The sequence below is a fragment of the Stappia indica genome, assembly GCF_009789575.1.
Lineage (GTDB): Bacteria > Pseudomonadota > Alphaproteobacteria > Rhizobiales > Stappiaceae > Stappia > Stappia indica_A.
In genome coordinates this window covers 816,415-835,998 of the sequence record NZ_CP046908.1, presented here as the reverse complement: position 1 = coordinate 835,998, position 19,584 = coordinate 816,415, and the positions used below count along the sequence as shown (strand labels likewise).

Here is a 19,584-nt window from a genome sequence, read left to right as displayed (position 1 = left end):
GCGAGCCGTTTCCGATCCGCCTTCAGCGCGCGGCGAGGCGCGCACCGAGCGGGCGGATCACCAGGAGGTCGATGGCCAGCATCGCGATCAGCGACAGGCCGACCAGCGGGAAGACGATCCCGCCGACCGCAAGGATCGCCAGCAATCCGCGGAACACCTTCCTGTCCGCCGGCATCGGCGGCACGCCGAGGCTTCCCGCCGGCCGCCGCTTCCACCACATCACGCCGGCGGAGACGGCCAGCATCACGATGGCCAGGCACACGACGACCAGCAGGATCTGGTTCGCCAGGCCGAACTGCTGGCCCATATGCGTGTTGATGCCGAATTCCAGCCACCTGCCGAGCGGGCCGTAATCGGCATAGCTCATGTCGACCAGCGGCTTGCCGCTGTACTGGTCGAGATGCACGACGCGCTGCTGCGCCAGGTCGTCCGGATAGACCGAGGCCGAGTAGACGCCGGTCGGCGAGGACGGCAGGCCGATGGTGTAGCCCCGGTGCAGGCCCAGCCCGTCGACGATCTCCACCGCCCGGTCGATGCCCATATCGCGTGCCTGCGGCGCGGCGTCGGTCGATTGCGGGATCTGCGCCTGTTCCAGCGACCAGGTGGTCGGTGCGATCTCGGCCAGCTTTGCGTCCGACATCGGCACCTCGACGCGCACGCCGGACGGATAGCCGAAATTGGTGCCGTTGGCCCATTCGTTGACCTTGGCGCCCCAGTTGCCGGACCACGGCATTCCGGTGATCGCCAGGAACACGATGAAGAAGCCGACGAAGATGCCCGTCACCGCGTGTGTGTCGCGCCAGAACATCCGGTTCTTCGGTGTGCCGCGCACGCTGGTGACGCCGCCGCGTCCGCGTCTGCGCGGCCACCACAGATAGATGCCGGTGCCGACCAGCAGGATCGACCAGCCGCCGACGATCTCGATCACGCTGCGTACGGTGGGTCCGAAATAGCGCAAGCTGTGCAGGTAGCGCACGGTCCACATCACCGTGCCGCGGTCGGGCAGGGCGCCCAGCACCGTGGCGTCGTAGGGATCGACATAGACGGCCAGGCGCTCGCCCGTGTCGGCGCTGACGGTGATCTCGGCCGAGGCGTTGGCGGTCGGCGGATCGGTATATTTCACCGCCCGGCCGGGATGGGCGTCGAGCGCGGCAGCAATGATGGCGGACGGGGTGGCCCTGGCGGCGTTTTCGCGGATTTCCACCCGCTTCAGGTCCGCGTGCAGGATCGCGTCCAGCTCGTCGCGGAAGAGATAGAGCGCGCCGGTGACGGCGAGCGTGATCATGAAGGGCAGGACCAGAAGGCCCGCATAGAAGTGCCAGCGCCAGACGGCACGGTAGAGGTCGGAGCTGGAAGCGGGGGAGGCGAGCGCCCCCGTTCCGGCGTCCTGCGCGGTGGTATCGGTCATGGATGGATCTCCGGGCACAGGGCGTCCTTCGCCGCGCGTATTGCTGCGGCGGGCGGACGGCCAAGTTGCCGTTATTCGGGGTGAAGCGTGGCGCCCCCGCGTAACCGCAGGGGCAGCCCTGCTTAGTGCGTGCTGTGGTCGGTCTTCTTCGTCTCGCCGTGACCATGGCTGCCATGGTCGGCCGCCTTGCCGCCGGCGCCCATCTTGTCGGCCGCCAGCTCGACCTCGATGTCGCCGCCCTTCTCGAAGGTGAGGGTCAGCGGCACCTTGTCGCCTTCGACGATCGGCTGCTTCAGGCCGATCAGCATGACGTGGAAGCCGCCGGGAGCCAGCTCCACCTTGGCGCCGGCCGGCACTTCGAGACCATCGGCGAGCGGACGCATCTTCATGATGCCGCCGGTCATTTCCATCGTGTGGATCTCGACCTTCTCGGCAATCGGCGAGGAGCCGCCGACCAGCCGGTCGGCCGTGCCGCCCTCGTTGGTGAAGCTCATGAAGGCGCCGGCCACCTTGGCGGCGGGCGGCGTCGCGCGGGTCCAGGGATGGCCGATCTGGATCTCGCCGACCCGGTAGCTGTGGGCCTGGGCACCGACGATGGCGACGAGCGTCAGGGCTGCCGCGAAGACAAACTGAAGAGTACGCATGGGATAGGCTCCATAAGTCGCAAATATGCTGACCGGCGGCCATCGGGCATGGCCGGTCCTTTGGGTGTTGGTTTGCGTCAGATGGAGAGAGGCGGCGGCGCGCGGGCCGGTGGCGGCGGCCCTTCCGCGCGCTCAGCCGCGGTCGGGGCGGGAACCGGCACCCAGGCGGCGGTCTCGGCCGGCTCGGGAGCGGGCAGGACGATCGCGACAGGGGCCGCCAGCGTGCCGCCGGCGCAGGCGAGCTTGCACAGCGTCGAGCAGCAGTCGCGGGCCAGGTCCTTGAGCGGATGGTTGTCGTCCGGATCGGCAATCGCCGTCGGCGAGCACAGCACATAGGCCGGGCTGGTGCCGTCGGCGGCCATCACCGTGCGCGCATTGGCGGCGACGACCCCCTGCAGCAGCATGGCAAGGACGATCGTCGCGGCCATCGACCACGTCAGCAACCGGTCCTTCAGGAGTTCCCTCATGCTGTGCATGGATCGTCTCTAGCGCCGCCGCGCGCATCTGTCACGGGGGGAAATCGTCGCGGGGCAGATGGCTCTCCGGGACGACCGCTTTTATAGTGATCGCATGAGCGCCGGCACCTGGCCGGCATGTGCGAAAGGCGGGCAGGTGGACGCCAGCGAGGGCATCAAGGGACCAACCGGCATCGGCGCGCTCGTCGGCGCTGCGGTGCGCCGCGAACGCCTGCGCGCCGGCCTGTCGGCAAGCGAGCTTGCACGCGCGGCCGGCCTTGCCAAGTCGACCCTGTCGCAGCTGGAATCGGGGAGCGGCAATCCCGCCATCGAGACCCTGTGGCTGCTTGCCAATGCGCTGGGCGTCAGCGTCGCCGCGCTGCTGGAGGCCCCGCGCGGCGAGATCGAGGTGATCCGTGCCGGCGAGGGGCCGTCGACCCGTTCCGACCATGCCGATTATCTCGCCCGGCTTTTGTCGGCGGCGGGACCGGGCACAAGGCGCGATCTCTACGTGATCGAGGCCGAGCCCGGCTCGCCGCATCTTTCCGCGGCACATCTCTCGCCCGGTCATGGGCCGGGCACGCGCGAGCATGTGGTCGTGATGCGCGGCCGCGCGCGTCTGGGGCCGGAAGGACGGGAGGTCGAGCTTGCCGCCGGCGACTATGCCGCCTATCCGGCGGACACCCCTCACACCTTCGAGGCCTTGGAGCCGGACACCCGCGCCGTGCTGATCATCGAGCACGGCTGAAACCGCTTTACGCCTCTACCGCGTGCCGCAGGGCGGCGAGCGCCAGCAGCCGCGTCGAATCGAGCGTCGGCAGCGGCGAGTTGCCGTCGTTCATCAGGAGCGGGATCTCCGTGCAGCCGAGCACCACGGCATCGCACCCGTCCTCGCGCGCCATGCGGCCGATGACCTGCTGGAAATACGCCTCCGCCGAGACTTCCAGCCTTCCGCGCACCAGCTCGTCCATGATGATGCGGCCGATCTCGGTCCGCTCCGCCTTCGTCGGCAGCACGGTCTCGATGCCCTGCCTGCCGAGCGCCTGCGGGTAGACATCGCTTTCGGTCAGCCACACCGTGCCGGTCAGAGCCAGCCGGCGAAAGCCTCGGCGCGCGGCCTCCTGCGCCACCACCTCGGCGATATGGAGAAAAGGCAGGGGCATGCGGTCCGCCACATGCGGCAGGCCCTGGTGGATGGTGTTGTCCGGGCAGATCAGCAGCTGCGCGCCGGAAGCCTGCAGCCGCCTGGCGCTGTCCAGCATCAGTTCGCCGACAAGATCGGCGCGCCCCGCCTCCAGATGGCGGACGTAGTCGATGAGCGGCTGCATGTGCAGGCTGACCGGCGGATTGCCATGCGCCCCGAGCAGGGCTTCGGCTTCCGCGCAAAGGATGCGGTAGCACTCCGCCGCCCCTTCCGCCGAACAGGCGATGATGCCGACATGCCGTGCCATTTCCGCGCTCCATCCATCGTTCCGGACATTTGTTCATTATATCGAACGATCTTTCCGGTCAACCGGACGGGGCGGATCCGCGCTCACACCTTCCGGGCGACAGCGCGGAACACAAGCTCCCACAGGCAGGTGGCGCCGCTCGCCTGCCGCTCCTGCCGCAGCCGCGCGTCCAGCGTGTCCGGATCGGCGCTGGCCATGTCGGTGATGCCGAAGCCCTCCAGCCGCGGCATCACCGCGCGCACGATCATGCCGACGGGATAGCTGCTGTCCGGCGTCAGGAGGTTCGCCTCCGCCCGCACGCTCTCGACGGCAAGGCCCGCCGCGCTCATCACCTCGTGCAGCGTCAGCCCCATGTCGAGCCGCGCGCCCTCCCGGCGCAGCATTTGCGCCAGCCAGTCGCGCACCTCGTCATGCAGGGGCAGGGGATGGCGTCCGGGCACCAGCTTCGAGGCGTCATGCTCGTGAAAGGCGAAGACCCCGCCGGGCTTGAGCGCGGTGCCGAGCGCTTCGACCGCCGCGACCGGGTCCTCTTGGTACATCAGCACCCTGCGGCCGACGACGGCGTCGATCATTCCGTGACCGGGAAGCTCCGCGTCGAAGCCGCCCTCGATGACGCTCACATTGGCAAGGCCTTCGTCCGCCGCCATCCGCCGGGTCGCCTCCAGCATGGCGGGATCGCGGTCGACGGCCAGCACCCGGCCCCCAGGGCCGACGCGGCGGGCGATCATCCGCGTCACCGCGCCGGTGCCGCAGCCGATATCGACCACCGTCCAGCCGGGGGCGATTCCCGCCTCGTCCAGCAGGCGCTCGGTCATCAGGTCGACGGGGTTCGGGCTCATGCGGAACGGTCCTTGTCTGCGGTGCGGCGGGCATCCTCGGCGGCTGCCGCGATATCCGCAAGGCCCACCGCGGCAAGCGGCATGTGCAGGCGCAGCCGGCGTGCGGGCGCGCCCGCCTCGTGGATGCCGATCACCGTCTCCACATCCGGGCAGCCGTCCTCGCCGCAGGCCAGCTCGCTGACCGAGATCACCGCGTCCTCGCCCGGCGCCAGCACCTTGCGCACGCCCTGCTTGACCCGCTCGCGCAGGGCCTGCCGGTCGCCCTCCGTGTGGCTTCCGGCCGTCTCGGCGGGGGAGGGACGCCGGTCGCGCGGTGCGAACGGATTGACGAAGAGGCGCATGGTGGGGATCCTGATTTGTTATGTAATAACGTTTCAAGATTGGCGAATGAGGAGGCGCGCGTCAAGGCGGTTGCGCGCGGCGGCGTCCCGATGTATCCATATATCCAGAAGGAGAGATAAATGGATAAGTCATCCGCGCTCATGGCGCTGGCGGCGCTCGGTCAGGACACCCGGCTGGACATCTTCCGCCTGCTGGTGAAGGCCGGACCGCAGGGCGTTGCCGCCGGCGAGATCTCGACGCGCCTCGGCGCGGTCCAGAACACCGTGTCGGCGCATCTCAAGACGCTCGCCCAGGCCGGCCTGGTCCAGGCCGAGCGGGACGGGCGCAGCGTGCGCTACACCGCCGACATGACCGGCTTCCGCGATCTTCTCGCCTTCCTGATGGAAGACTGCTGCAACGGTGCACCGGAGCTCTGCCGCCCGGTGATCGAGGCGGTGACCTGCAATTGCTGATCTCCCGCCAGGCGGGAAATGGAGGGGTAAATGACCGATCGCGTCTATAATGTGCTGTTCCTGTGCACCGGCAATTCCGCCCGTTCGATCCTGGCCGAGGCGATCCTCAACCGTGACGGACAGGGGCGGTTCAAGGCCTTTTCCGCCGGCTCGCAGCCCAAGGGCGAGGTGCATCCGCAGGCGCTTGCCCTGCTCGCCAAGCTCAACCACGACACCGGTTTTGCCCGTTCCAAGAACTGGGAAGAGTTCGCGCAGCCCGGCGCGCCGGTGATGGATTTCGTCTTCACCGTCTGCGACAACGCTGCCGGCGAGGCCTGCCCCGTGTGGCCCGGCCAGCCGATGACCGCCCATTGGGGCGTGCCGGACCCGGCCGCCGTCGAGGGGACGGCGAGCGAGGTGGCGCTGGCCTTCGCCGACACCTACCGGATGCTGGCCAACCGCATCTCCATCTTCACCGCCCTTCCGCTCGCCTCGCTCGACCGCATGACGCTGCAGTCGCGCCTCGGCGAGATCGGCCGCGACCTGCCCCGGGCCGGCTGACCAATCCAGGATATCATCATGACGGATCATGCTATCGGGGACGGCGACGGCGCCGCCCCGGCCATCGGGTTTTTCGAGAAGTACCTGACTCTCTGGGTGGCGCTGTGCATCATCGCGGGGATCGGCCTCGGCCACATGCTTCCGGGGCTGTTCAGGGTCATCGCCTCCGCCGAGGTGGCGCAGGTCAACCTGCCGGTTGCCGTGCTGATCTGGCTGATGATCGTGCCGATGCTGCTGCGGGTCGACTTCGCCGCCCTTGCGCAGGTCGGCACGTTCTGGCGCGGCATCGGCGTGACGCTGTTCATCAACTGGGCGGTCAAGCCCTTCTCGATGGCGCTGCTCGGCTGGCTGTTCATCGGCTACCTGTTCCGGCCCTGGCTGCCGGAAAGCCAGATCGATTCCTATATCGCCGGCCTGATCATCCTGGCGGCGGCGCCGTGCACGGCGATGGTCTTCGTCTGGTCCAACCTGACGCGCGGCGAGCCCAACTTCACCTTGTCGCAGGTGGCGCTCAACGATGCGATCATGATCGTCGCCTTCGCGCCCATCGTCGGCCTGCTGCTCGGCCTGTCCGCCATCACGGTGCCCTGGGACACGCTGCTGATCTCGGTGCTGCTCTACATCGTGCTGCCGGTGATCGTCGCGCAGGTGCTGCGCCGGCGGCTGCTGGCAAAGGGCGGTCAGCTGGCGCTCGACCGGCTGGTCGGGGTGTTGCAGCCGGTCTCGCTGGTGTCGCTGCTCGCCACCCTGGTGCTGCTCTTCGGCTTCCAGGGCGAGCACATCATCGCCCAGCCGCTGATCATCGCGCTGATCGCCGTGCCGATCCTGATCCAGGTCTACTTCAATTCCGGTCTCGCCTATCTGCTCAACCGGATGTCCGGCGAGCGGCACTGCGTCGCCGGTCCCTCCGCCCTGATCGGCGCTTCGAACTTCTTCGAACTCGCCGTTGCCGCCGCCATCGCCCTGTTCGGGCTGAATTCCGGTGCCGCGCTGGCCACCGTTGTCGGCGTCCTCGTCGAGGTGCCGGTGATGCTGTCGGTGGTCTGGATCGTCAACCGGTCGCGGGGCTGGTACGAGCGCGGATCGCGCGTCGCGGGCAGCACAGACTGACGCCTGCGTCCCGACACCTTTCGACGAAAGCACTTGCCGGGCCTGCCCGCCTGCCGTAACCCTTGTTCGAGTTTTTTCGAACAAGGGTTACGGCACATGACCGCGCGGCTCGAGCAGACGGCAGCCCAGTTGCTGGCGCTGGGCAATCCGCTCAGGCTGCGGATCTACCGCATCCTGGTGCGTGCGGGCGCCGAGGGCCTTCCCGTCGGCCGCATCCAGGAGCAACTGGAGATCCCGGCCTCGACGCTGTCCCATCACTGCAAGCAGCTTGTCGATGCCGGGCTCGTCACGCGCGAGCGCCAGGCGACGACGCTGATCTGCCGCGCCCATTATCCGGCCATGCGGGCGCTGCTCGGCTATCTCGCCGAGGAGTGCTGCGCCGACGGCACCCGCCCTTCCGATCTTGCCGATGCGCCTCCCTCCTGCCGGGGCGCATCCGTTCCCGACCCCGCCACCTGACCCCGCCACCCGGCCCTGCCATCGTCCGGCCACCGTCCGGCGCGCTTTCACGAGGATCACGTTCATGTCGCAGCGCCCCCTTGGCGTGGATGCGCCGCCGGCCGGGACCGGCTGGTTCATCACCGCGCTCGGCATCGCCCAGATCTGTTCCTGGGGTACGCTGTTCTACGGCTTTCCGCTGATCGCCGAGGCGATGCGCGGCGACCTCGGCTGGTCCAAGCCGGTGCTCTACGGCGCGGCGACCCTCGGTGTGGTGCTGGCCAGCATCGCCGCCTATCCGGTGGGGGCGGCGATCGACCGGGGGCGCGGGCGCTACCTGATGGCCGGCGCCTCCGTGCTGGCCGGCCTGCTGCTTCTCGCCTGGTCGCAAGTGGAGGATGTCGCCGCCTTCTATGTGGTGCTGGCCGGGCTCGGCATGCTGCAGGCCGCGACGCTCTACGAGCCGGCCTTCGCCGTCATCGCTCGCCGGGTCGGAGCCTTGCGGGCGCGCAGTGGCATCACCGCGCTCACCCTGTGGGGCGGCTTCGCCAGCACCGTCTTCATTCCGATCATCCAGATCCTCATCGAGACGCAGGGCTGGCGCGGCGCGCTGGTGGTGATGGCCGGCGTCAATGGTCTTCTGTGCGCTTCGCTGTATTTCGCGGCGATCGATCCCGCGCGCGATGCGCCCGTGCCGGTGCGAGAGGACGGCAGCGCGCCGCTGTCGGGCCGCCGCGCGGTGGCCGCGGCCATGCGCCGGCCGGCCTATTGGGGGCTGATGCTGGCCTGGGTCTCCTATGCGGCGGCGTTTTCCTCGCTGACCTATCACCTCTATCCGCTGCTGCTGGAGCGGGGGCTGGATGCGGCCGGCGTCGTCGCGGTGATGGCGGTGATCGGCCCGGCCCAGGTCGCCGGGCGCATCGCCATCCGCATGCTGGCGCCGGCCGCGCCCGTGCGGGTCATCGGCTCGGCCGTCGTCATCGTCTTTCCGCTCGCCGCCGCAGCGCTCGCCTTCGCCCCGCCCTCGGTGCTGGTGATCGGCGCCATTGCCGCCGTCTACGGCGCGGCCAACGGCATGATCACCATCGTGCGCGGGCTTGCCGTGCCGGAGATGGTCAGCCGCGAGGCCTATGGCGCGGTCAGCGGCTCGCTCACCGGGCCGATGAACCTGATGCAGGCGGTCGCCCCGCTCGCCGCCGCGCTGCTGTGGCAGGCCTCGGGCGGCTACGGTGCGGTGCTGGCTGCGATCTTCGTCGGCGCGCTGTTCCTCTGCCTGGGGTTCTGGTTCGCCGCGCTGAAGGCTTCGCGTTGAAAGACCCTGTGCTGAAGCCCGGCGCTCACGCCTCGTCCTGCAGGTCCTCGGCCAGGAAGTCGATCAGCGCGCGCACCTTCGGCAGCAGGTAGCGGCGCGAGGGATAGACCGCATAGATCTGCGTGTCCTCCGGTGCCCAGCCCTCCAGCACCGTCTCCAGCCGCCCGGCGGCAAGGTCCTCGCGCACGTAAGGTGCGGGGATCAGCGACAGGCCGTAGCCGGCCAGCAGCGCCTCGCGCACGGCAAGGCTGGTCGACACCCGGTAGCGGCTGGCGACCGGCACGCTCGCGCGTTCGCCCTCGCGCTCCAGCGCCCATTCCGTGGCATTGCCGGACAGCGAAAACTGGACGATCCGGTGCGATGCGAGTTCCTCCGGATGGCGCGGCCGGCCGGCCTTGTCGAGATAGGCGGGCGCGCCGCAGATCACATGGCGCATGCTCGTCAGCCGGCGGGCGACGAGACTGGAATCCTCCAGCTTCGACGTGCCGCGGATGGCGATATCGAAGCCGTCCTTGACCAGGTCCACCTGCCGGTCGTCCAGGTGCAGGTCGATCTCCACTTCGGGATAGGCCAGCATGAAGGCGGTGATCGTGCGCGACAACCGGGTGACCGTGAGCGAGATCGGTGCCGCGACCCGCAGCAGGCCGCTCGGCCGGTGGCGCAGCGGCTGCATTGACCCGTCCGCCTCGGTCAGGTCATCGAGGATGCGCGCCACCTGCTCGTAGTAGAGCCGGCCCGGCTCGGTCAGGCTCATCCGCCGCGTCGTCCGGTTGAGCAGGCGCACGCCGAGATGGGCTTCCAGCTCGCCGATATTCTTGCTGATCGCCGCCGGCGACAGCGAGAGGCTACGCGCGGCGCCGGCGAAGGAGCCCTCGTCGACCACCCGGCGAAAGACGCGAAGCGCGGTGAGCTGTTCCATTCCGGCGTTGCCTCATTCCTTGTGAACGTCACTTGGCAACGCACAGACTATTATGCGTCCTATTATGCGTCGGTCCTGAGGGCGGTCAGTAAGCCTTGATAATCGGTCCTAATGAGACCCTGGAATCATCGCCGATTGGAGTGAAACGGACCGTCTTCCCAATGCCGCTGATCTCAAAGCAACGATATGCATGAGGGAGGGGGCTCCACTGAGGCAGTTCCGAAAAGTCGATTGTTCGCTCGACAGATCCGCTCTGGATGATCATTGATCCAGCAGATCTCTTCACGTTCAAAATGAACTTTGTAGTTTTGCTGTCCGTCACATACTCGGCGTTATTCTGCTTTCCATCCAGGTCCAGTGTTTTGTTCCCGAAATAATCTATGGCCTGGGCCCCTGCATGCGACGAGAAAACGACGGATTGACTTGCTTCCGGTTGCTGTTGTCCTTCGACCAGTATCAGGTCGATCCACGATCTGGCGAAAGCCGGATGGACAGGAGGGCTGGAGGCTCCGCTCCAATTCCTGACAAGGGGAAAAGATTCCAGATTGTATCCCTCGAATGCAAACAGCGGATACTGGTTCAGTTTCTCGATGGCCCAGCCGTCACGTTTGACGGCATTCTGCAATCTCGTGGCTTCGAAGATGAGATTGAATTCATGATAGGAAAAGCCCCGTCCTGCCCTTGTGCGCATGAGGTCGAAACCTTCCGTCTTCAGGACGAGGTCCTTAAAAGACTGCCGGCTCGGGAAAGCGGTTGCGTACGCCGCAGCGATGTCATCGGGGAGCGCGTCAAAATGAGGTATTTCGGAAGTGTGCAGGTCGATCGGATTCAGCCGGTTGGGTCCCTCTCCGATATAAACTGCTGCGCCGCGCTCCAAAAACGATTTAGCTGAATTCAAAGCCGACATTCTTTCCGCGAACGTCATATGCTCGAGTACAGCATAGAATATCACAAGGTCGAACGGGCCGTGGCTGTCCCATATTTTTTCAAGGTCATCGCCGTTTGTCTGAATAAGGCGAACATTCTTCAAGCCAAGATCTTGAACGAGAGAGTTCGCTTCATCGAGCGATTTTTTGTCGATGTCGATGCCGGTGTAATTTTCGGAGAGCCTGCTTAGGCCGTAGATCTTTGCGCCCTGCCCGCAGCCGACCTCGAGTACATTTTTGAATTTATTTTTGTTTGCGCCTCGGCATATAAAAGGTACGCTGCAATAGGCGAAGTAATCGTGCCGCCTGCGTGATACGGGATTCTTGAATTGCTTGTCTTTAGGTAGGCGGCTTCTTTCAATCAAATCATTGGCACTTATTTGCCGGTTGCTTCGAGCTTCATCCAGGCAAAATGCGTCAAGATTCCATTGCATAATATCAAGGCCTCGTCACTGAGAATTCTGTGGCGGCGAAAAGCGCTAGCGGTTGGGGGACCTTCGCTGAAACTGATTTGGCGATCAAGACTATTTGCCCCGGCTGTGGACGTGTCACCGCCGAGCGGCGGCAAATATGCAAGACCTCTTACTTTGCGACAGCGAGAGGCTACGCGCGGCGCCGGCGAAGGAGCCCTCGTCGACCACCCGGCGAAAGACGCGAAGCGCGGTGAGCTGTTCCATGACTGTTCACTTTCAGTTGCGAGTGATCGGATGAATAGCCGGATTATCGCGCGGATGGAACGGGAATATCTCTTGAGGCAGAGGGAGCACGGGCTCCCGGCACAGTTCCACGGAGAGATCTGCATCATGACCGCCCCTGACGTCGCTACCGATATCGCCACCCTTCTGGAAGGCCGCGTCTCGGCCAACCTGTTCGACCCTGCAGCCCGTCTTGCCGCCGCCGAGGTCGAGGAACTCGTCCATCTCGCGACCCGGGCTCCCAGCGCCTACAACCTGCAGAACTGGCGCTTCGTCGCCGTGACGTCGCCGGAGGCCAAGGCGCGGCTGCGCGAGGCGGCTTATGGTCAGGCCAAGGTGTCGGAGGCCGCCGTCACCTTCATCGTCGTCGGCAGCCATCCCGAGGCGGCAACTCTCGGCGCGCGGCTGCGTCCTTCCGTCGAGGCCGGGTTCATGCCCGCCGACATGGTCGGGGGCTGGGTCGATGCGGTCGCCGCGGCCTATGGCGCGGACCCGGTTGCCGCGCGCGACGAGGCGGTGCGTTCGGCGACGCTCGCCGCCTCCTTCATGATGGTTGCCGCCGCGGCCCGGGGGCTCGCCAGCGGGCCGATGGTCGGCTTCGATCCGGCCAAGGTCGCAGCCGAGTTCGATCTCACTGAGGGCGAAGTGCCGGTGATGCTGCTGGCCGTCGGCCGTGCCGCGCCCGGCAACTGGCCGCAAAAGCCGCGCCGTCCGCTCCGCGAGGTGCTGTCGCACGCCTGAGCCTGCAGATGGGCGAGGGGGCTTGTCTGCCCGTCTCGCTCCCGCCAAGATCGCCGGGCGGCGCGCCTGTCGCCCGGCCCGTTCCCGCCCTTCCTCAAACGAGGCCCGTCATGTTCCGCGCTTCCGATCTTCTGGCCACCGCGCTCGCGCCGGTGGTCTGGGGCAGCACCTATATCGTCACGACCGAGCTGCTACCTCCCGGCCATCCGGTGTTCGTCGCGGCCGCCCGCGTCCTGCCCGCCGGCCTGCTGCTACTGCTGATCGTGCGCCAGCTGCCGCGCGGGCAGTGGATCTGGCGGTCCTTCGTGCTGGGCGCGTTGAACTTCGCCATCTTCATGGTGCTGCTGTTCATCTCCGCCTACCGGCTGCCCGGCGGCATCGCCGCCACGGTCGGCGCGGTGCAGCCGCTCATCGTCATCTTCGTCGCGGCCATGCTGCTCGGCAGCGTCATTCGCCCGCTCGCGGTTCTCGCCGCCCTTGCCGGGCTGTGCGGGGTGGCCCTGCTGGTGCTGCGCAACGAGGCCGCGCTCGATGCGATCGGCATTGCCGCGGCACTTGGCGGGGCGGTCTCCATGGCCTTCGGCACGGTGCTGACCCGCCGCTGGCAGCCGCCGGTCTCGCCGCTGGTCTTTGCCGCCTGGCAGCTGCTCGCCGGCGGGGTGCTCTTGGTGGCGATGGCAGTCGTGCTGGAGCCGCTGCCGCCCGCGCCGAGCGCGCGCAACATGGCGGGCTTCCTCTACATGAGCCTGTCCAGCGCGCTGACCTATGTGCTGTGGTTCCGCGGCATCTCGCGGCTGGAGCCCTCGGCTGTCGCCTCGCTCGGCTTCCTCAGCCCCACCACCGCCGTGCTGCTCGGCTGGGGTCTGCTCGGCCAGGCGCTCGCCCCGGCGCAGATCGCCGGCGTGGTGCTGGTGCTTGCCGGCGTGTGGGCCGCGCAGGTGGCCGTGCGCCGGGCGCCGAAACCGGCCTCGGTCGGATCCTGAAGGGGAAACGTTTCGGGACGAACGTTGCGGGACGAACTTTGCGGGACGGGGGCTCAGCCTGCCGTCTCGCCGTCCTCGGTCTCGAACTGGATGCCGAGTTCCGTGGCGGTGCGCCAGCGCACCATGGCGGTGACGGCCATGTCCTCGTTGAAGATGCGCAGCTCGAAACGGTCGGGGACTTCGGCGGTGCTCGGCAGTTTCAACAGGGCGCCGTCATCGGACAGGTTGCGGACACGGCATTCGTGGATCTTTGCCCCGCCATCCACGACGATCCGCCCGCTTTTCAGCGTTCGGTGGCGCGGACTGCTCCGCCTGTCGCGAATCGTCATCTCATCCCGCCTCCAAACTCGCGCGAACTATGGCCCCACTTGCAGTGATTCTCCAAGTGGGATGCGGCTGCAATAGGCCGATAATCGGGTTTTTTGCGGATTGACCGCGGTGGCGGAATTGCGGGGGGCGGCCCGTCGCTTTCCTGCAACACTGCCGCAGGCTCGTCGCGGGTCTGCCGGGCCTGCACCTCGCGCGGCTTGACCCTGGCGCTGCGGCAGGTCAACCCTGACCGCTCACAGAGGGAGACACCATCGCCATGACCCTGCTCGTCCTGGGACTCATCGTTTTCATCGGCATCCATGCCGTCCCGATGATGACCGGCCTGCGCGACAGCCTGAGGGCGCGGCTCGGCGCCGGCGGCTACCGCATTCTTTTCACGGTCGCCTCGCTCGCCGGCTTCGCGCTGCTGGTCTACGGCTATGGCGCCGCCCGCGCGGACGGCCCGCCGATCCTTTACGATCCGCCGGTGTGGATGCGCCATGTCACCCTGCTCCTGATGCTGCCGGTCTTCGTGCTGCTGGTCGCCTCCGGCGCGCCGGCCGGTCGGATCAAGAAGGCGGTGAAGCACCCGATGGTGCTGGCGGTGAAGATCTGGGCCCTGGCGCATCTGCTGGCCAATGGCGATCTGGCCTCGGTGCTGCTGTTCGCGGCCTTCCTCGCCTGGGCCGTCGCCGACCGGATCTCGCTGAAGCGCCGCCCCGCGACGCTGGACGGGGTCGCGACCGGCGCGCCGTCGGCCGCGGGCGACATCGTCTCGCTCGTCGTCGGCCTCGGCCTCTATCTCGCCTTCGTCTTCTACCTGCACGAACTGCTGATCGGCGTGCCGGTCGTGTAACGAGACGCGGCGCGCGCCTGCCTCACTTGCGCCACGAAGACGCGCAAGGGGAGAGGCGCGCGTTCATTTCGGTGCCTGCCGCTTTTCGGAGCGGACACTGCCGTTTGCCAGTGAAAGGTCAAATGGATATGGTGGCGCCGCGCCGCACCGGCAGACCGGGCGGCGCATTTCTCAAGTATCGGGAATTCGCAGCGTATGTCCGACATTTTTCGCGAGGTCGACGAGGAGATCAGGCACGAGCGCTACAAGCGCCTGTGGAACCGTTTCGGGACCTACCTGATCGCCGTTGCCGTCCTCATCGTTGCCGGCACGGCCGGCTGGCGCGGCTGGCTCTACTGGCAGGAGAGCGTGGGCCGCGAGGCCGGCGATATCTACGTGAGCGCCGCCCGGCTTGCCGATCAGGGCAATTTTGCAGAGGCCGAGGCGCGGCTGGCGGACCTGGCGGACGGCCCCGGCGGCTATCCGCAGCTGGCCGGCATGCGCGCCGCCGCGCTGAAGGCGCAGGCGGACGACAAGGCCGGTGCCATCGCGGCCTTCGACGCGGTTGCCGCAGACAACAGCGCTGCGCCGCTGCTTCGCGACATTGCCCGCCTGCGCGCGGGCTACCTGTCGCTCGACCTTGAGGATTACCAGGGCGCCTCGCAGCGTCTCGAGGCGCTGTCGGGCGACGACAATGCCTGGCGCTTCCTCGCCCGCGAAGCGCTGGCCCTGTCCGCCTGGAAGCAGAACGACCCTGCCGCCGCGCGCCGCTGGCTCGGCGGCATTCTCGACCAGGAGGGAGCCCCCGGCGACGTCGCCTCGCGCGCCCGCACCCTGCTGGACCTGATCGATGCCGCCGAAGGCAAGCCGGCCGGGGAGGGCTCCTGATGACCATGCGCCCGAACATTCACGCGCTCGACCGCAGCGGATCCCGCCCCCTCCTTCGCGCCGCGACCCTGTCGCTGGCGGCGCTGGCGCTGGTCGGCTGCTCGTCCCTTTCCGATCTCAATCCCTTCTCCAAGGAGACGGTGCTGCCGGGCGAGCGCGAAGCGCTGTTCGACAATACCGTCCCGGTCGCCGAGGGCGGCAACAAGGCGGCCAGCATCGGCTCGGCCAGCTCCGTCGTATGGCGGCAGGGCGGGGGTGATGCCGGCAACAATTCCGGCAATGTCTCGGCCTCGATCTCCGGCGGCCGCGCCTGGCGCGCCTCTGTCGGCGGCAGCGGCGGCGGCGTGTTCTCCGGCACCGTGCGCATCGCCGCGCGTCCCGTTTCCGACAATGGCCGCATCTTCGTCTACAACCAGAACGGCGACGTGACCGCGCTGTCGACCAATGGCGGCCGCCTGTGGCGCCGTTCGCTGCGTCCCGAGGGCGAGAGCGGTGTCGCCTCCGGCGGCGGCGTCGCCGTCGATGGCGGCCGCGTCTTCGTCGCCACCGGCTACAGCCAGCTCGTGGCGCTGGATGCGTCCTCCGGCGCGGTGCTGTGGACCAAGAGCATCAACGCACCGGCCCGTCAGGCTCCGGCCGCGGCCGGCGGCACGGTCGTCGCCGTCACCCAGACCGGCGAGGTCCATGCGGCCGCGCAGGACGACGGCGCCGAGCGCTGGACCTATGCCGGCATCGCCGAAAGCAGCGGCTTGCTCGCCTTCGCCAATCCGGCGATTTCCGGCGGCACCGTCATCGTTCCCTTCACCTCCGGCGAGGTGATGGCGCTCGACATGAAGAGCGGCGAGCCGAAATGGGTCGAGGGCGTGACCCGCTCTTACCGCACCCGTGCGGTGTCCGGCTTCACCGATGTTTCGGCCAGCCCCGTCGTCAACGGCGACATGGTCTTCTCCTCCGGCGTGTCCGGCCGTCTCGTCGCCTCGCGGCTGCGCAACGGCGAGCGCGTGTGGGAGCAGGATGTCGGCTCGCTGCACACGCCGATCGTCTCCGGCGGCAGCGTGTTCCTGATCGATATCGAGGACCGTATGGTCGCGCTGGAGCGCTCCACCGGCAACCCGCTGTGGCGCACCGTGCTGCCGAATGTCGAGGGCAAGAAGAAGAGCCGCATCAACTGGGCCGGCCCGGTGCTCGCCAACGGCGTGCTCGTCGCCGCCTCCAGCGATGGCCGCCTGGTGCGGGTGGATGCCGCCTCGGGCCGCGTGCTCGGGGTGTCGCAGACATCGGAAGACATCTATGTGACGCCGATCATCGCCGGGGGGCGGATGGTGACCATCACCTCCAAGGGCGACGTCGTCGCGTTCAACTGACGGGGCGCGGGCGCGCATCGCCCGGCCGGCTCCTTCGTTTCCCGCATCCCGCGCCAATGCCGGCGCGGGATGCTTCATTTGATCCAGGCCCGCGGCGGGTGTATTCCGCCGGGGGCTTTCGCCATTTCCGGGGTTACAGGACAGTGCCTGCCAAGATCGCCATCATCGGACGCCCGAACGTCGGCAAGTCCACCCTTTTCAACCGTCTCGTGGGCAAGCGGCTGGCCTTGGTGGACGACACGCCGGGCGTGACCCGCGACCGCCGTCCGGGCGACGCCCGCCTCGGCGACCTGCGCTTCACCATCCTCGACACCGCGGGCCTCGAGGAGGCGGACGCCGCCAGCCTCGAGGGGCGGATGCGCGCCCAGACCGACGAGGCCATCGCCGATGCCGATGCGGTGCTCTTCGTGATCGATGCGCGCGCCGGCATCACGCCGAGCGACAGCCATTTCGCCAACGTGCTGCGGCGGAGCGACAAGACCGTCATCCTGGTCGCCAACAAGGCGGAAGGGCGCTCGGGCGAGAGCGGGCTCTACGAGGCCTACAGCCTCGGCTTCGGCGAGCCGGTGGCCATGTCCGCCGAGCATGGCGAGGGCCTTGCCGATCTCTACCAGGCGCTGCGGCCGGTGGTCGACGCGGTGGAGGAGCGCGAGGAAGCCCTGATCGCCGCCGAGGCGCGGGCCGCGGAAGCGGCGCTGCCGCCGGGCGAGATCGCCGAGACCGACGTGGAGCTTGCCACCGACGAGGATGGCGAGGTCGTGGAGGAAGAGGACAAGGGCCCGCCCGCCGGCAGTGCCCAGCGTCCCTTGCGCGTGGCCGTCGTCGGCCGCCCCAATGCGGGCAAGTCGACGCTGATCAACCGGTTCCTGGGCGAAGAGCGCCTGCTCACCGGCCCGGAGGCCGGCATCACGCGCGATTCCATCTCCGTCGACTGGGTCTGGCGCGACCGGCACGTGAAGATGTTCGACACCGCCGGCATTCGCCGCAAGGCGCGGGTGCAGGAGAAGCTGGAAAAGCTCTCCGTCGCCGATGCGCTGCGCGCGATCAAGTTCGCCGAGGTGGTCATCGTCACGCTGGACGCGACCATTCCCTTCGAGAAGCAGGATCTGCAGATCATCGATCTCGTCGCCCGCGAGGGTCGCGCCCTGGTGATCGCCATCAACAAGTGGGACCTGATCGAGGACCACGCCGAGGCGATGCAGCGCATCTCCGATGCGTCCGAACGCTATCTCAACCAGATCCGCGGCGTGCGCATCGTCACCCTGTCGGGCCTGCACGGGCGCGGTCTCGACAGGCTGATGGACGCCGCCTTCCAGTCCTACGACATGTGGAACCGGCGCGTGTCGACCTCGCGGCTCAACCGCTGGCTCGACGGCGTTCTCGTCCACCATCCGCCCCCGGCGGTGGCCGGCCGGCGCATCAAGCTGCGCTACGTCACCCAGGTGAAGGCGCGCCCGCCGCATTTCGTCGTCTTCTGCTCGCGCCCCGAGGTGCTGCCGGAAAGCTACACGCGCTATCTGGTCAACGGCCTGCGCGAGACCTTCAACATGCCCGGCACGCCGATCCGCCTCAGCTATCGCAAGGGCGAGAACCCCTATGCGGCGAAGGCGAAAAAGCGCAAGATCCACTAGGATCAGGCCAGGGCTCAGAGCCTGGGATCAGGATCTTGTGAAGGGAAGGGTGCCTTGCACATCTTCCCTTCCGCGCCCTCGCGCACCACATGACACCACGCGCGCGGGGCGGGCCTGCACGCAAGCCGTTCGCTCGTGCCCTATGCGGCGCGGGCCGGCCGCCGGTATTGCGGATGCCGGCGGAGCAATGCCGAAGGGGCGCCGCGCATGACAATCAGTGCAAGTCTCGTCGCCGCCGAGGTCATGGAGTGGCTCCATGGCGACGCGGTGCAGGTGGAGGAGGTCTCGACGCTGGTCGAGACGCTGGCGATGCGGCTCAACGAGGCCGGCATCCAGGTCGACCGGGTCGTTACCGGCATTTCCGTGCTGCATCCCAATGTGCGCACGGAAGGCATCACCTGGACGGCGGAGAGGGGCATCGAGCTTCGCCGCTACATGGAAACGCCGGAAAGCATCAAGGCTTACGACAACAGCCCGTTCAAGGTGGTGTTTTCAGAGCGCCGCAGCGTGCGCATTCGCCTGCGCGCCGGCGGCGATCTGCCGGCCTACGGCATCGTGCCGGAGCTGCTGGAGGCCGGATACACCGACTATATCGCGTTGCCGCTGCCGTTTTCCGACGGTTCGGTGAAGGGCGTCACCTTCGCCACCCGTCGCCAGGGCGGCTTCACCGGTTCGGAAATCTCGCTGCTGGAGACCATCGCCCGGCCGCTGGCGCTCCTGTGCGAACTCTACACCCTGAAGCGCATGAGCCACACGCTGCTCGACACCTATGTCGGCCGGCGTGCGGGCGCGCGGGTGCTGGCGGGCACGGTCACCCGCGGCGACGGCGAGACGATTTCCGCCGTGGTCGGCTTCTTCGACCTGCGCGGCTTCACCGAGCTCTCCAACGCCATCCCCGGCGACAAGCTGATCAAGCTGCTCAACGCCTATTTCGATGTGGTCACCCGGGCGGTGGAGGCGCATGACGGCGAGGTGCTGAAGTTCATCGGCGACGAGGTGATGGCCGTCTTCCCCTATGGCAGCGAGGACAGCGCCCGTGGCGCGGCACGCCAGGCGCTGCTGGCCGCGCGTCAGGCCAGCGCCTCGCTCGCCGAGATGAACCGCGACTGCTGCGCCGAAAAGCCACCGCTGCGCGTCGGCATCGCCCTGCATGCGGGCGACGTCTTCTTCGGCAATGTCGGCGCCGAGGCGCGGCTCGACTTCACGGTCGTCGGGCCGGTGGTCAACCTGGCCTCGCGCATCGCCGGGCTGACCCGCGACCTGGAGCAGGACATTCTCGTCTCGGAAGCCATTGCCGACCTG

General features: G+C 67.8%; 22 protein-coding genes and 1 pseudogene. 13 read left to right on the top strand and 10 right to left on the bottom strand.

Translation table 11 applies throughout. The features are described 5' to 3' along the window. Positions 1 to 22 precede the first annotated feature (22 nt). The 3 genes from GH266_RS03890 to GH266_RS03880 form a co-directional block, all read right to left on the bottom strand. Positions 23 to 1,408 (bottom strand): PepSY-associated TM helix domain-containing protein, encoded by a 1,386-nt coding sequence (locus tag GH266_RS03890; RefSeq protein WP_158192729.1) that lies wholly within the window; start codon positions 1,406 to 1,408, stop codon positions 23 to 25. A gap of 122 nt (positions 1,409 to 1,530) precedes the next feature. After that, the gene (locus GH266_RS03885) at positions 1,531 to 2,052 is read right to left on the bottom strand and encodes a copper chaperone PCu(A)C (protein ID WP_158192728.1); all 522 of its coding nucleotides are present in this window, start codon (positions 2,050 to 2,052) and stop codon (positions 1,531 to 1,533) included. A 77-nt stretch (positions 2,053 to 2,129) separates the two neighbouring features. Continuing rightward, positions 2,130 to 2,528 carry a hypothetical protein gene (locus GH266_RS03880; protein ID WP_158192727.1) on the bottom strand — a complete coding sequence of 133 codons (399 nt, stop codon included), beginning with the start codon at positions 2,526 to 2,528 and terminating at the stop codon, positions 2,130 to 2,132. Between the two features lie 136 nt (positions 2,529 to 2,664). Here GH266_RS03880 and GH266_RS03875 point away from each other — a divergent pair, with 136 nt between their 5' ends. Next, entirely contained in the window at positions 2,665 to 3,255 is a 591-nt protein-coding gene (locus GH266_RS03875) for a helix-turn-helix domain-containing protein (RefSeq protein ID WP_209001537.1), read from the top strand. A 7-nt stretch (positions 3,256 to 3,262) separates the two neighbouring features. On the opposite strand, the gene GH266_RS03870 is transcribed toward GH266_RS03875, so the two are convergent. The 3 genes from GH266_RS03870 to GH266_RS03860 all read right to left on the bottom strand — a co-directional run bounded on the left by GH266_RS03870 (position 3,263) and on the right by GH266_RS03860 (position 5,138). Continuing rightward, a complete protein-coding gene (locus tag GH266_RS03870) occupies positions 3,263 to 3,958 on the bottom strand; it encodes an aspartate/glutamate racemase family protein (protein ID WP_158192725.1) in 696 nt (231 codons plus the stop codon). A gap of 83 nt (positions 3,959 to 4,041) precedes the next feature. Continuing rightward, positions 4,042 to 4,797 (bottom strand): class I SAM-dependent methyltransferase, encoded by a 756-nt coding sequence (locus GH266_RS03865; RefSeq protein ID WP_158192724.1) that lies wholly within the window; start codon positions 4,795 to 4,797, stop codon positions 4,042 to 4,044. Further along, a complete protein-coding gene (locus GH266_RS03860) occupies positions 4,794 to 5,138 on the bottom strand; it encodes a nitrate reductase (RefSeq protein ID WP_158192723.1) in 345 nt (114 codons plus the stop codon). Before GH266_RS03860 ends, GH266_RS03865 begins: the two co-directional genes overlap by 4 nt. A 120-nt stretch (positions 5,139 to 5,258) precedes the next feature. Here GH266_RS03860 and GH266_RS03855 point away from each other — a divergent pair, with 120 nt between their 5' ends. From GH266_RS03855 to GH266_RS03835, 5 genes are all read left to right on the top strand, one after another. Next, on the top strand, positions 5,259 to 5,591 hold the full coding sequence (locus tag GH266_RS03855; RefSeq protein ID WP_158192722.1) for an ArsR/SmtB family transcription factor: 333 nt from the start codon (positions 5,259 to 5,261) through the stop codon (positions 5,589 to 5,591). A 30-nt stretch (positions 5,592 to 5,621) separates the two neighbouring features. Continuing rightward, entirely contained in the window at positions 5,622 to 6,131 is a 510-nt protein-coding gene (locus tag GH266_RS03850) for an arsenate reductase ArsC (protein ID WP_158192721.1), read from the top strand. Between the two features lie 18 nt (positions 6,132 to 6,149). Beyond that, positions 6,150 to 7,241, top strand: a complete 1,092-nt coding sequence (gene arsB / locus GH266_RS03845; protein ID WP_158192720.1) for an ACR3 family arsenite efflux transporter — start codon at positions 6,150 to 6,152, stop codon at positions 7,239 to 7,241. A gap of 96 nt (positions 7,242 to 7,337) precedes the next feature. Continuing rightward, positions 7,338 to 7,700, top strand: a complete 363-nt coding sequence (locus GH266_RS03840; protein WP_158192719.1) for an ArsR/SmtB family transcription factor — start codon at positions 7,338 to 7,340, stop codon at positions 7,698 to 7,700. Between the two features lie 64 nt (positions 7,701 to 7,764). Continuing rightward, the gene (locus GH266_RS03835) at positions 7,765 to 8,991 is read left to right on the top strand and encodes an MFS transporter (RefSeq protein WP_158192718.1); all 1,227 of its coding nucleotides are present in this window, start codon (positions 7,765 to 7,767) and stop codon (positions 8,989 to 8,991) included. A 25-nt stretch (positions 8,992 to 9,016) separates the two neighbouring features. On the opposite strand, the gene GH266_RS03830 is transcribed toward GH266_RS03835, so the two are convergent. From GH266_RS03830 to GH266_RS23690, 3 genes are all read right to left on the bottom strand, one after another. After that, entirely contained in the window at positions 9,017 to 9,910 is an 894-nt protein-coding gene (locus GH266_RS03830) for a LysR family transcriptional regulator (RefSeq protein WP_158192717.1), read from the bottom strand. A gap of 85 nt (positions 9,911 to 9,995) precedes the next feature. Beyond that, a complete protein-coding gene (locus GH266_RS03825) occupies positions 9,996 to 11,270 on the bottom strand; it encodes a class I SAM-dependent methyltransferase (RefSeq protein ID WP_158192716.1) in 1,275 nt (424 codons plus the stop codon). A 114-nt stretch (positions 11,271 to 11,384) separates the two neighbouring features. After that, entirely contained in the window at positions 11,385 to 11,513 is a 129-nt protein-coding gene (locus GH266_RS23690) for a LysR family transcriptional regulator (RefSeq protein WP_158192715.1), read from the bottom strand. 126 nt (positions 11,514 to 11,639) lie between these two features. Between GH266_RS23690 and GH266_RS03815 the strand changes: the two genes are divergently transcribed. Together GH266_RS03815 and GH266_RS03810 are read left to right on the top strand one after the other, a co-directional pair. Further along, positions 11,640 to 12,272: a nitroreductase family protein gene (locus GH266_RS03815; protein ID WP_158192714.1), complete on the top strand. Its 633-nt coding sequence runs from the start codon at positions 11,640 to 11,642 to the stop codon at positions 12,270 to 12,272. Between the two features lie 110 nt (positions 12,273 to 12,382). Continuing rightward, entirely contained in the window at positions 12,383 to 13,255 is an 873-nt protein-coding gene (locus GH266_RS03810) for an EamA family transporter (RefSeq protein WP_158192713.1), read from the top strand. A gap of 53 nt (positions 13,256 to 13,308) precedes the next feature. Here GH266_RS03810 and GH266_RS03805 read toward each other — a convergent pair whose 3' ends face one another. Further along, complete coding sequence (locus GH266_RS03805) at positions 13,309 to 13,584, bottom strand: PilZ domain-containing protein (protein ID WP_158192712.1); 276 nt, start codon at positions 13,582 to 13,584, stop codon at positions 13,309 to 13,311. 257 nt (positions 13,585 to 13,841) lie between these two features. Between GH266_RS03805 and GH266_RS03800 the strand changes: the two genes are divergently transcribed. From GH266_RS03800 to GH266_RS23655, 5 genes and pseudogenes are all read left to right on the top strand, one after another. Next, positions 13,842 to 14,420 carry an NnrU family protein gene (locus GH266_RS03800; protein WP_158192711.1) on the top strand — a complete coding sequence of 193 codons (579 nt, stop codon included), beginning with the start codon at positions 13,842 to 13,844 and terminating at the stop codon, positions 14,418 to 14,420. A 195-nt stretch (positions 14,421 to 14,615) separates the two neighbouring features. Then, positions 14,616 to 15,287, top strand: a complete 672-nt coding sequence (locus GH266_RS03795) for a tetratricopeptide repeat protein (protein WP_158192710.1) — start codon at positions 14,616 to 14,618, stop codon at positions 15,285 to 15,287. Further along, positions 15,287 to 16,651 carry an outer membrane protein assembly factor BamB family protein gene (locus tag GH266_RS03790; protein WP_209001536.1) on the top strand — a complete coding sequence of 455 codons (1,365 nt, stop codon included), beginning with the start codon at positions 15,287 to 15,289 and terminating at the stop codon, positions 16,649 to 16,651. Before GH266_RS03795 ends, GH266_RS03790 begins: the two co-directional genes overlap by 1 nt. Before the next feature lie 143 nt (positions 16,652 to 16,794). Then, the gene (gene der, locus GH266_RS03785) at positions 16,795 to 18,282 is read left to right on the top strand and encodes a ribosome biogenesis GTPase Der (protein ID WP_158192709.1); all 1,488 of its coding nucleotides are present in this window, start codon (positions 16,795 to 16,797) and stop codon (positions 18,280 to 18,282) included. 207 nt (positions 18,283 to 18,489) lie between these two features. Continuing rightward, positions 18,490 to 19,569 (top strand): annotated as a pseudogene (locus GH266_RS23655) (adenylate/guanylate cyclase domain-containing protein); the annotation flags it as partial. Positions 19,570 to 19,584 lie beyond the last annotated feature (15 nt).

What these genes read in the sequence shown, in the direction of transcription:
- GH266_RS03890 (WP_158192729.1), bottom strand. Translation starts at nt 1,408, where the DNA reads ATGACCGATACCACCGCGCAGGACGCCGGAACGGGGGCGCTCGCCTCC.
- GH266_RS03885 (WP_158192728.1), bottom strand. Translation starts at nt 2,052, where the DNA reads ATGCGTACTCTTCAGTTTGTCTTCGCGGCAGCCCTGACGCTCGTCGCC.
- GH266_RS03880 (WP_158192727.1), bottom strand. Translation starts at nt 2,528, where the DNA reads ATGCACAGCATGAGGGAACTCCTGAAGGACCGGTTGCTGACGTGGTCG.
- GH266_RS03870 (WP_158192725.1), bottom strand. Translation starts at nt 3,958, where the DNA reads ATGGCACGGCATGTCGGCATCATCGCCTGTTCGGCGGAAGGGGCGGCG.
- GH266_RS03865 (WP_158192724.1), bottom strand. Translation starts at nt 4,797, where the DNA reads ATGAGCCCGAACCCCGTCGACCTGATGACCGAGCGCCTGCTGGACGAG.
- GH266_RS03860 (WP_158192723.1), bottom strand. Translation starts at nt 5,138, where the DNA reads ATGCGCCTCTTCGTCAATCCGTTCGCACCGCGCGACCGGCGTCCCTCC.
- GH266_RS03855 (WP_158192722.1), top strand. Translation starts at nt 5,259, where the DNA reads ATGGATAAGTCATCCGCGCTCATGGCGCTGGCGGCGCTCGGTCAGGAC.
- GH266_RS03850 (WP_158192721.1), top strand. Translation starts at nt 5,622, where the DNA reads ATGACCGATCGCGTCTATAATGTGCTGTTCCTGTGCACCGGCAATTCC.
- arsB (WP_158192720.1), top strand. Translation starts at nt 6,150, where the DNA reads ATGACGGATCATGCTATCGGGGACGGCGACGGCGCCGCCCCGGCCATC.
- GH266_RS03840 (WP_158192719.1), top strand. Translation starts at nt 7,338, where the DNA reads ATGACCGCGCGGCTCGAGCAGACGGCAGCCCAGTTGCTGGCGCTGGGC.
- GH266_RS03835 (WP_158192718.1), top strand. Translation starts at nt 7,765, where the DNA reads ATGTCGCAGCGCCCCCTTGGCGTGGATGCGCCGCCGGCCGGGACCGGC.
- GH266_RS03830 (WP_158192717.1), bottom strand. Translation starts at nt 9,910, where the DNA reads ATGGAACAGCTCACCGCGCTTCGCGTCTTTCGCCGGGTGGTCGACGAG.
- GH266_RS03825 (WP_158192716.1), bottom strand. Translation starts at nt 11,270, where the DNA reads ATGCAATGGAATCTTGACGCATTTTGCCTGGATGAAGCTCGAAGCAAC.
- GH266_RS23690 (WP_158192715.1), bottom strand. Translation starts at nt 11,513, where the DNA reads ATGGAACAGCTCACCGCGCTTCGCGTCTTTCGCCGGGTGGTCGACGAG.
- GH266_RS03815 (WP_158192714.1), top strand. Translation starts at nt 11,640, where the DNA reads ATGACCGCCCCTGACGTCGCTACCGATATCGCCACCCTTCTGGAAGGC.
- GH266_RS03810 (WP_158192713.1), top strand. Translation starts at nt 12,383, where the DNA reads ATGTTCCGCGCTTCCGATCTTCTGGCCACCGCGCTCGCGCCGGTGGTC.
- GH266_RS03805 (WP_158192712.1), bottom strand. Translation starts at nt 13,584, where the DNA reads ATGACGATTCGCGACAGGCGGAGCAGTCCGCGCCACCGAACGCTGAAA.
- GH266_RS03800 (WP_158192711.1), top strand. Translation starts at nt 13,842, where the DNA reads ATGACCCTGCTCGTCCTGGGACTCATCGTTTTCATCGGCATCCATGCC.
- GH266_RS03795 (WP_158192710.1), top strand. Translation starts at nt 14,616, where the DNA reads ATGTCCGACATTTTTCGCGAGGTCGACGAGGAGATCAGGCACGAGCGC.
- GH266_RS03790 (WP_209001536.1), top strand. Translation starts at nt 15,287, where the DNA reads ATGACCATGCGCCCGAACATTCACGCGCTCGACCGCAGCGGATCCCGC.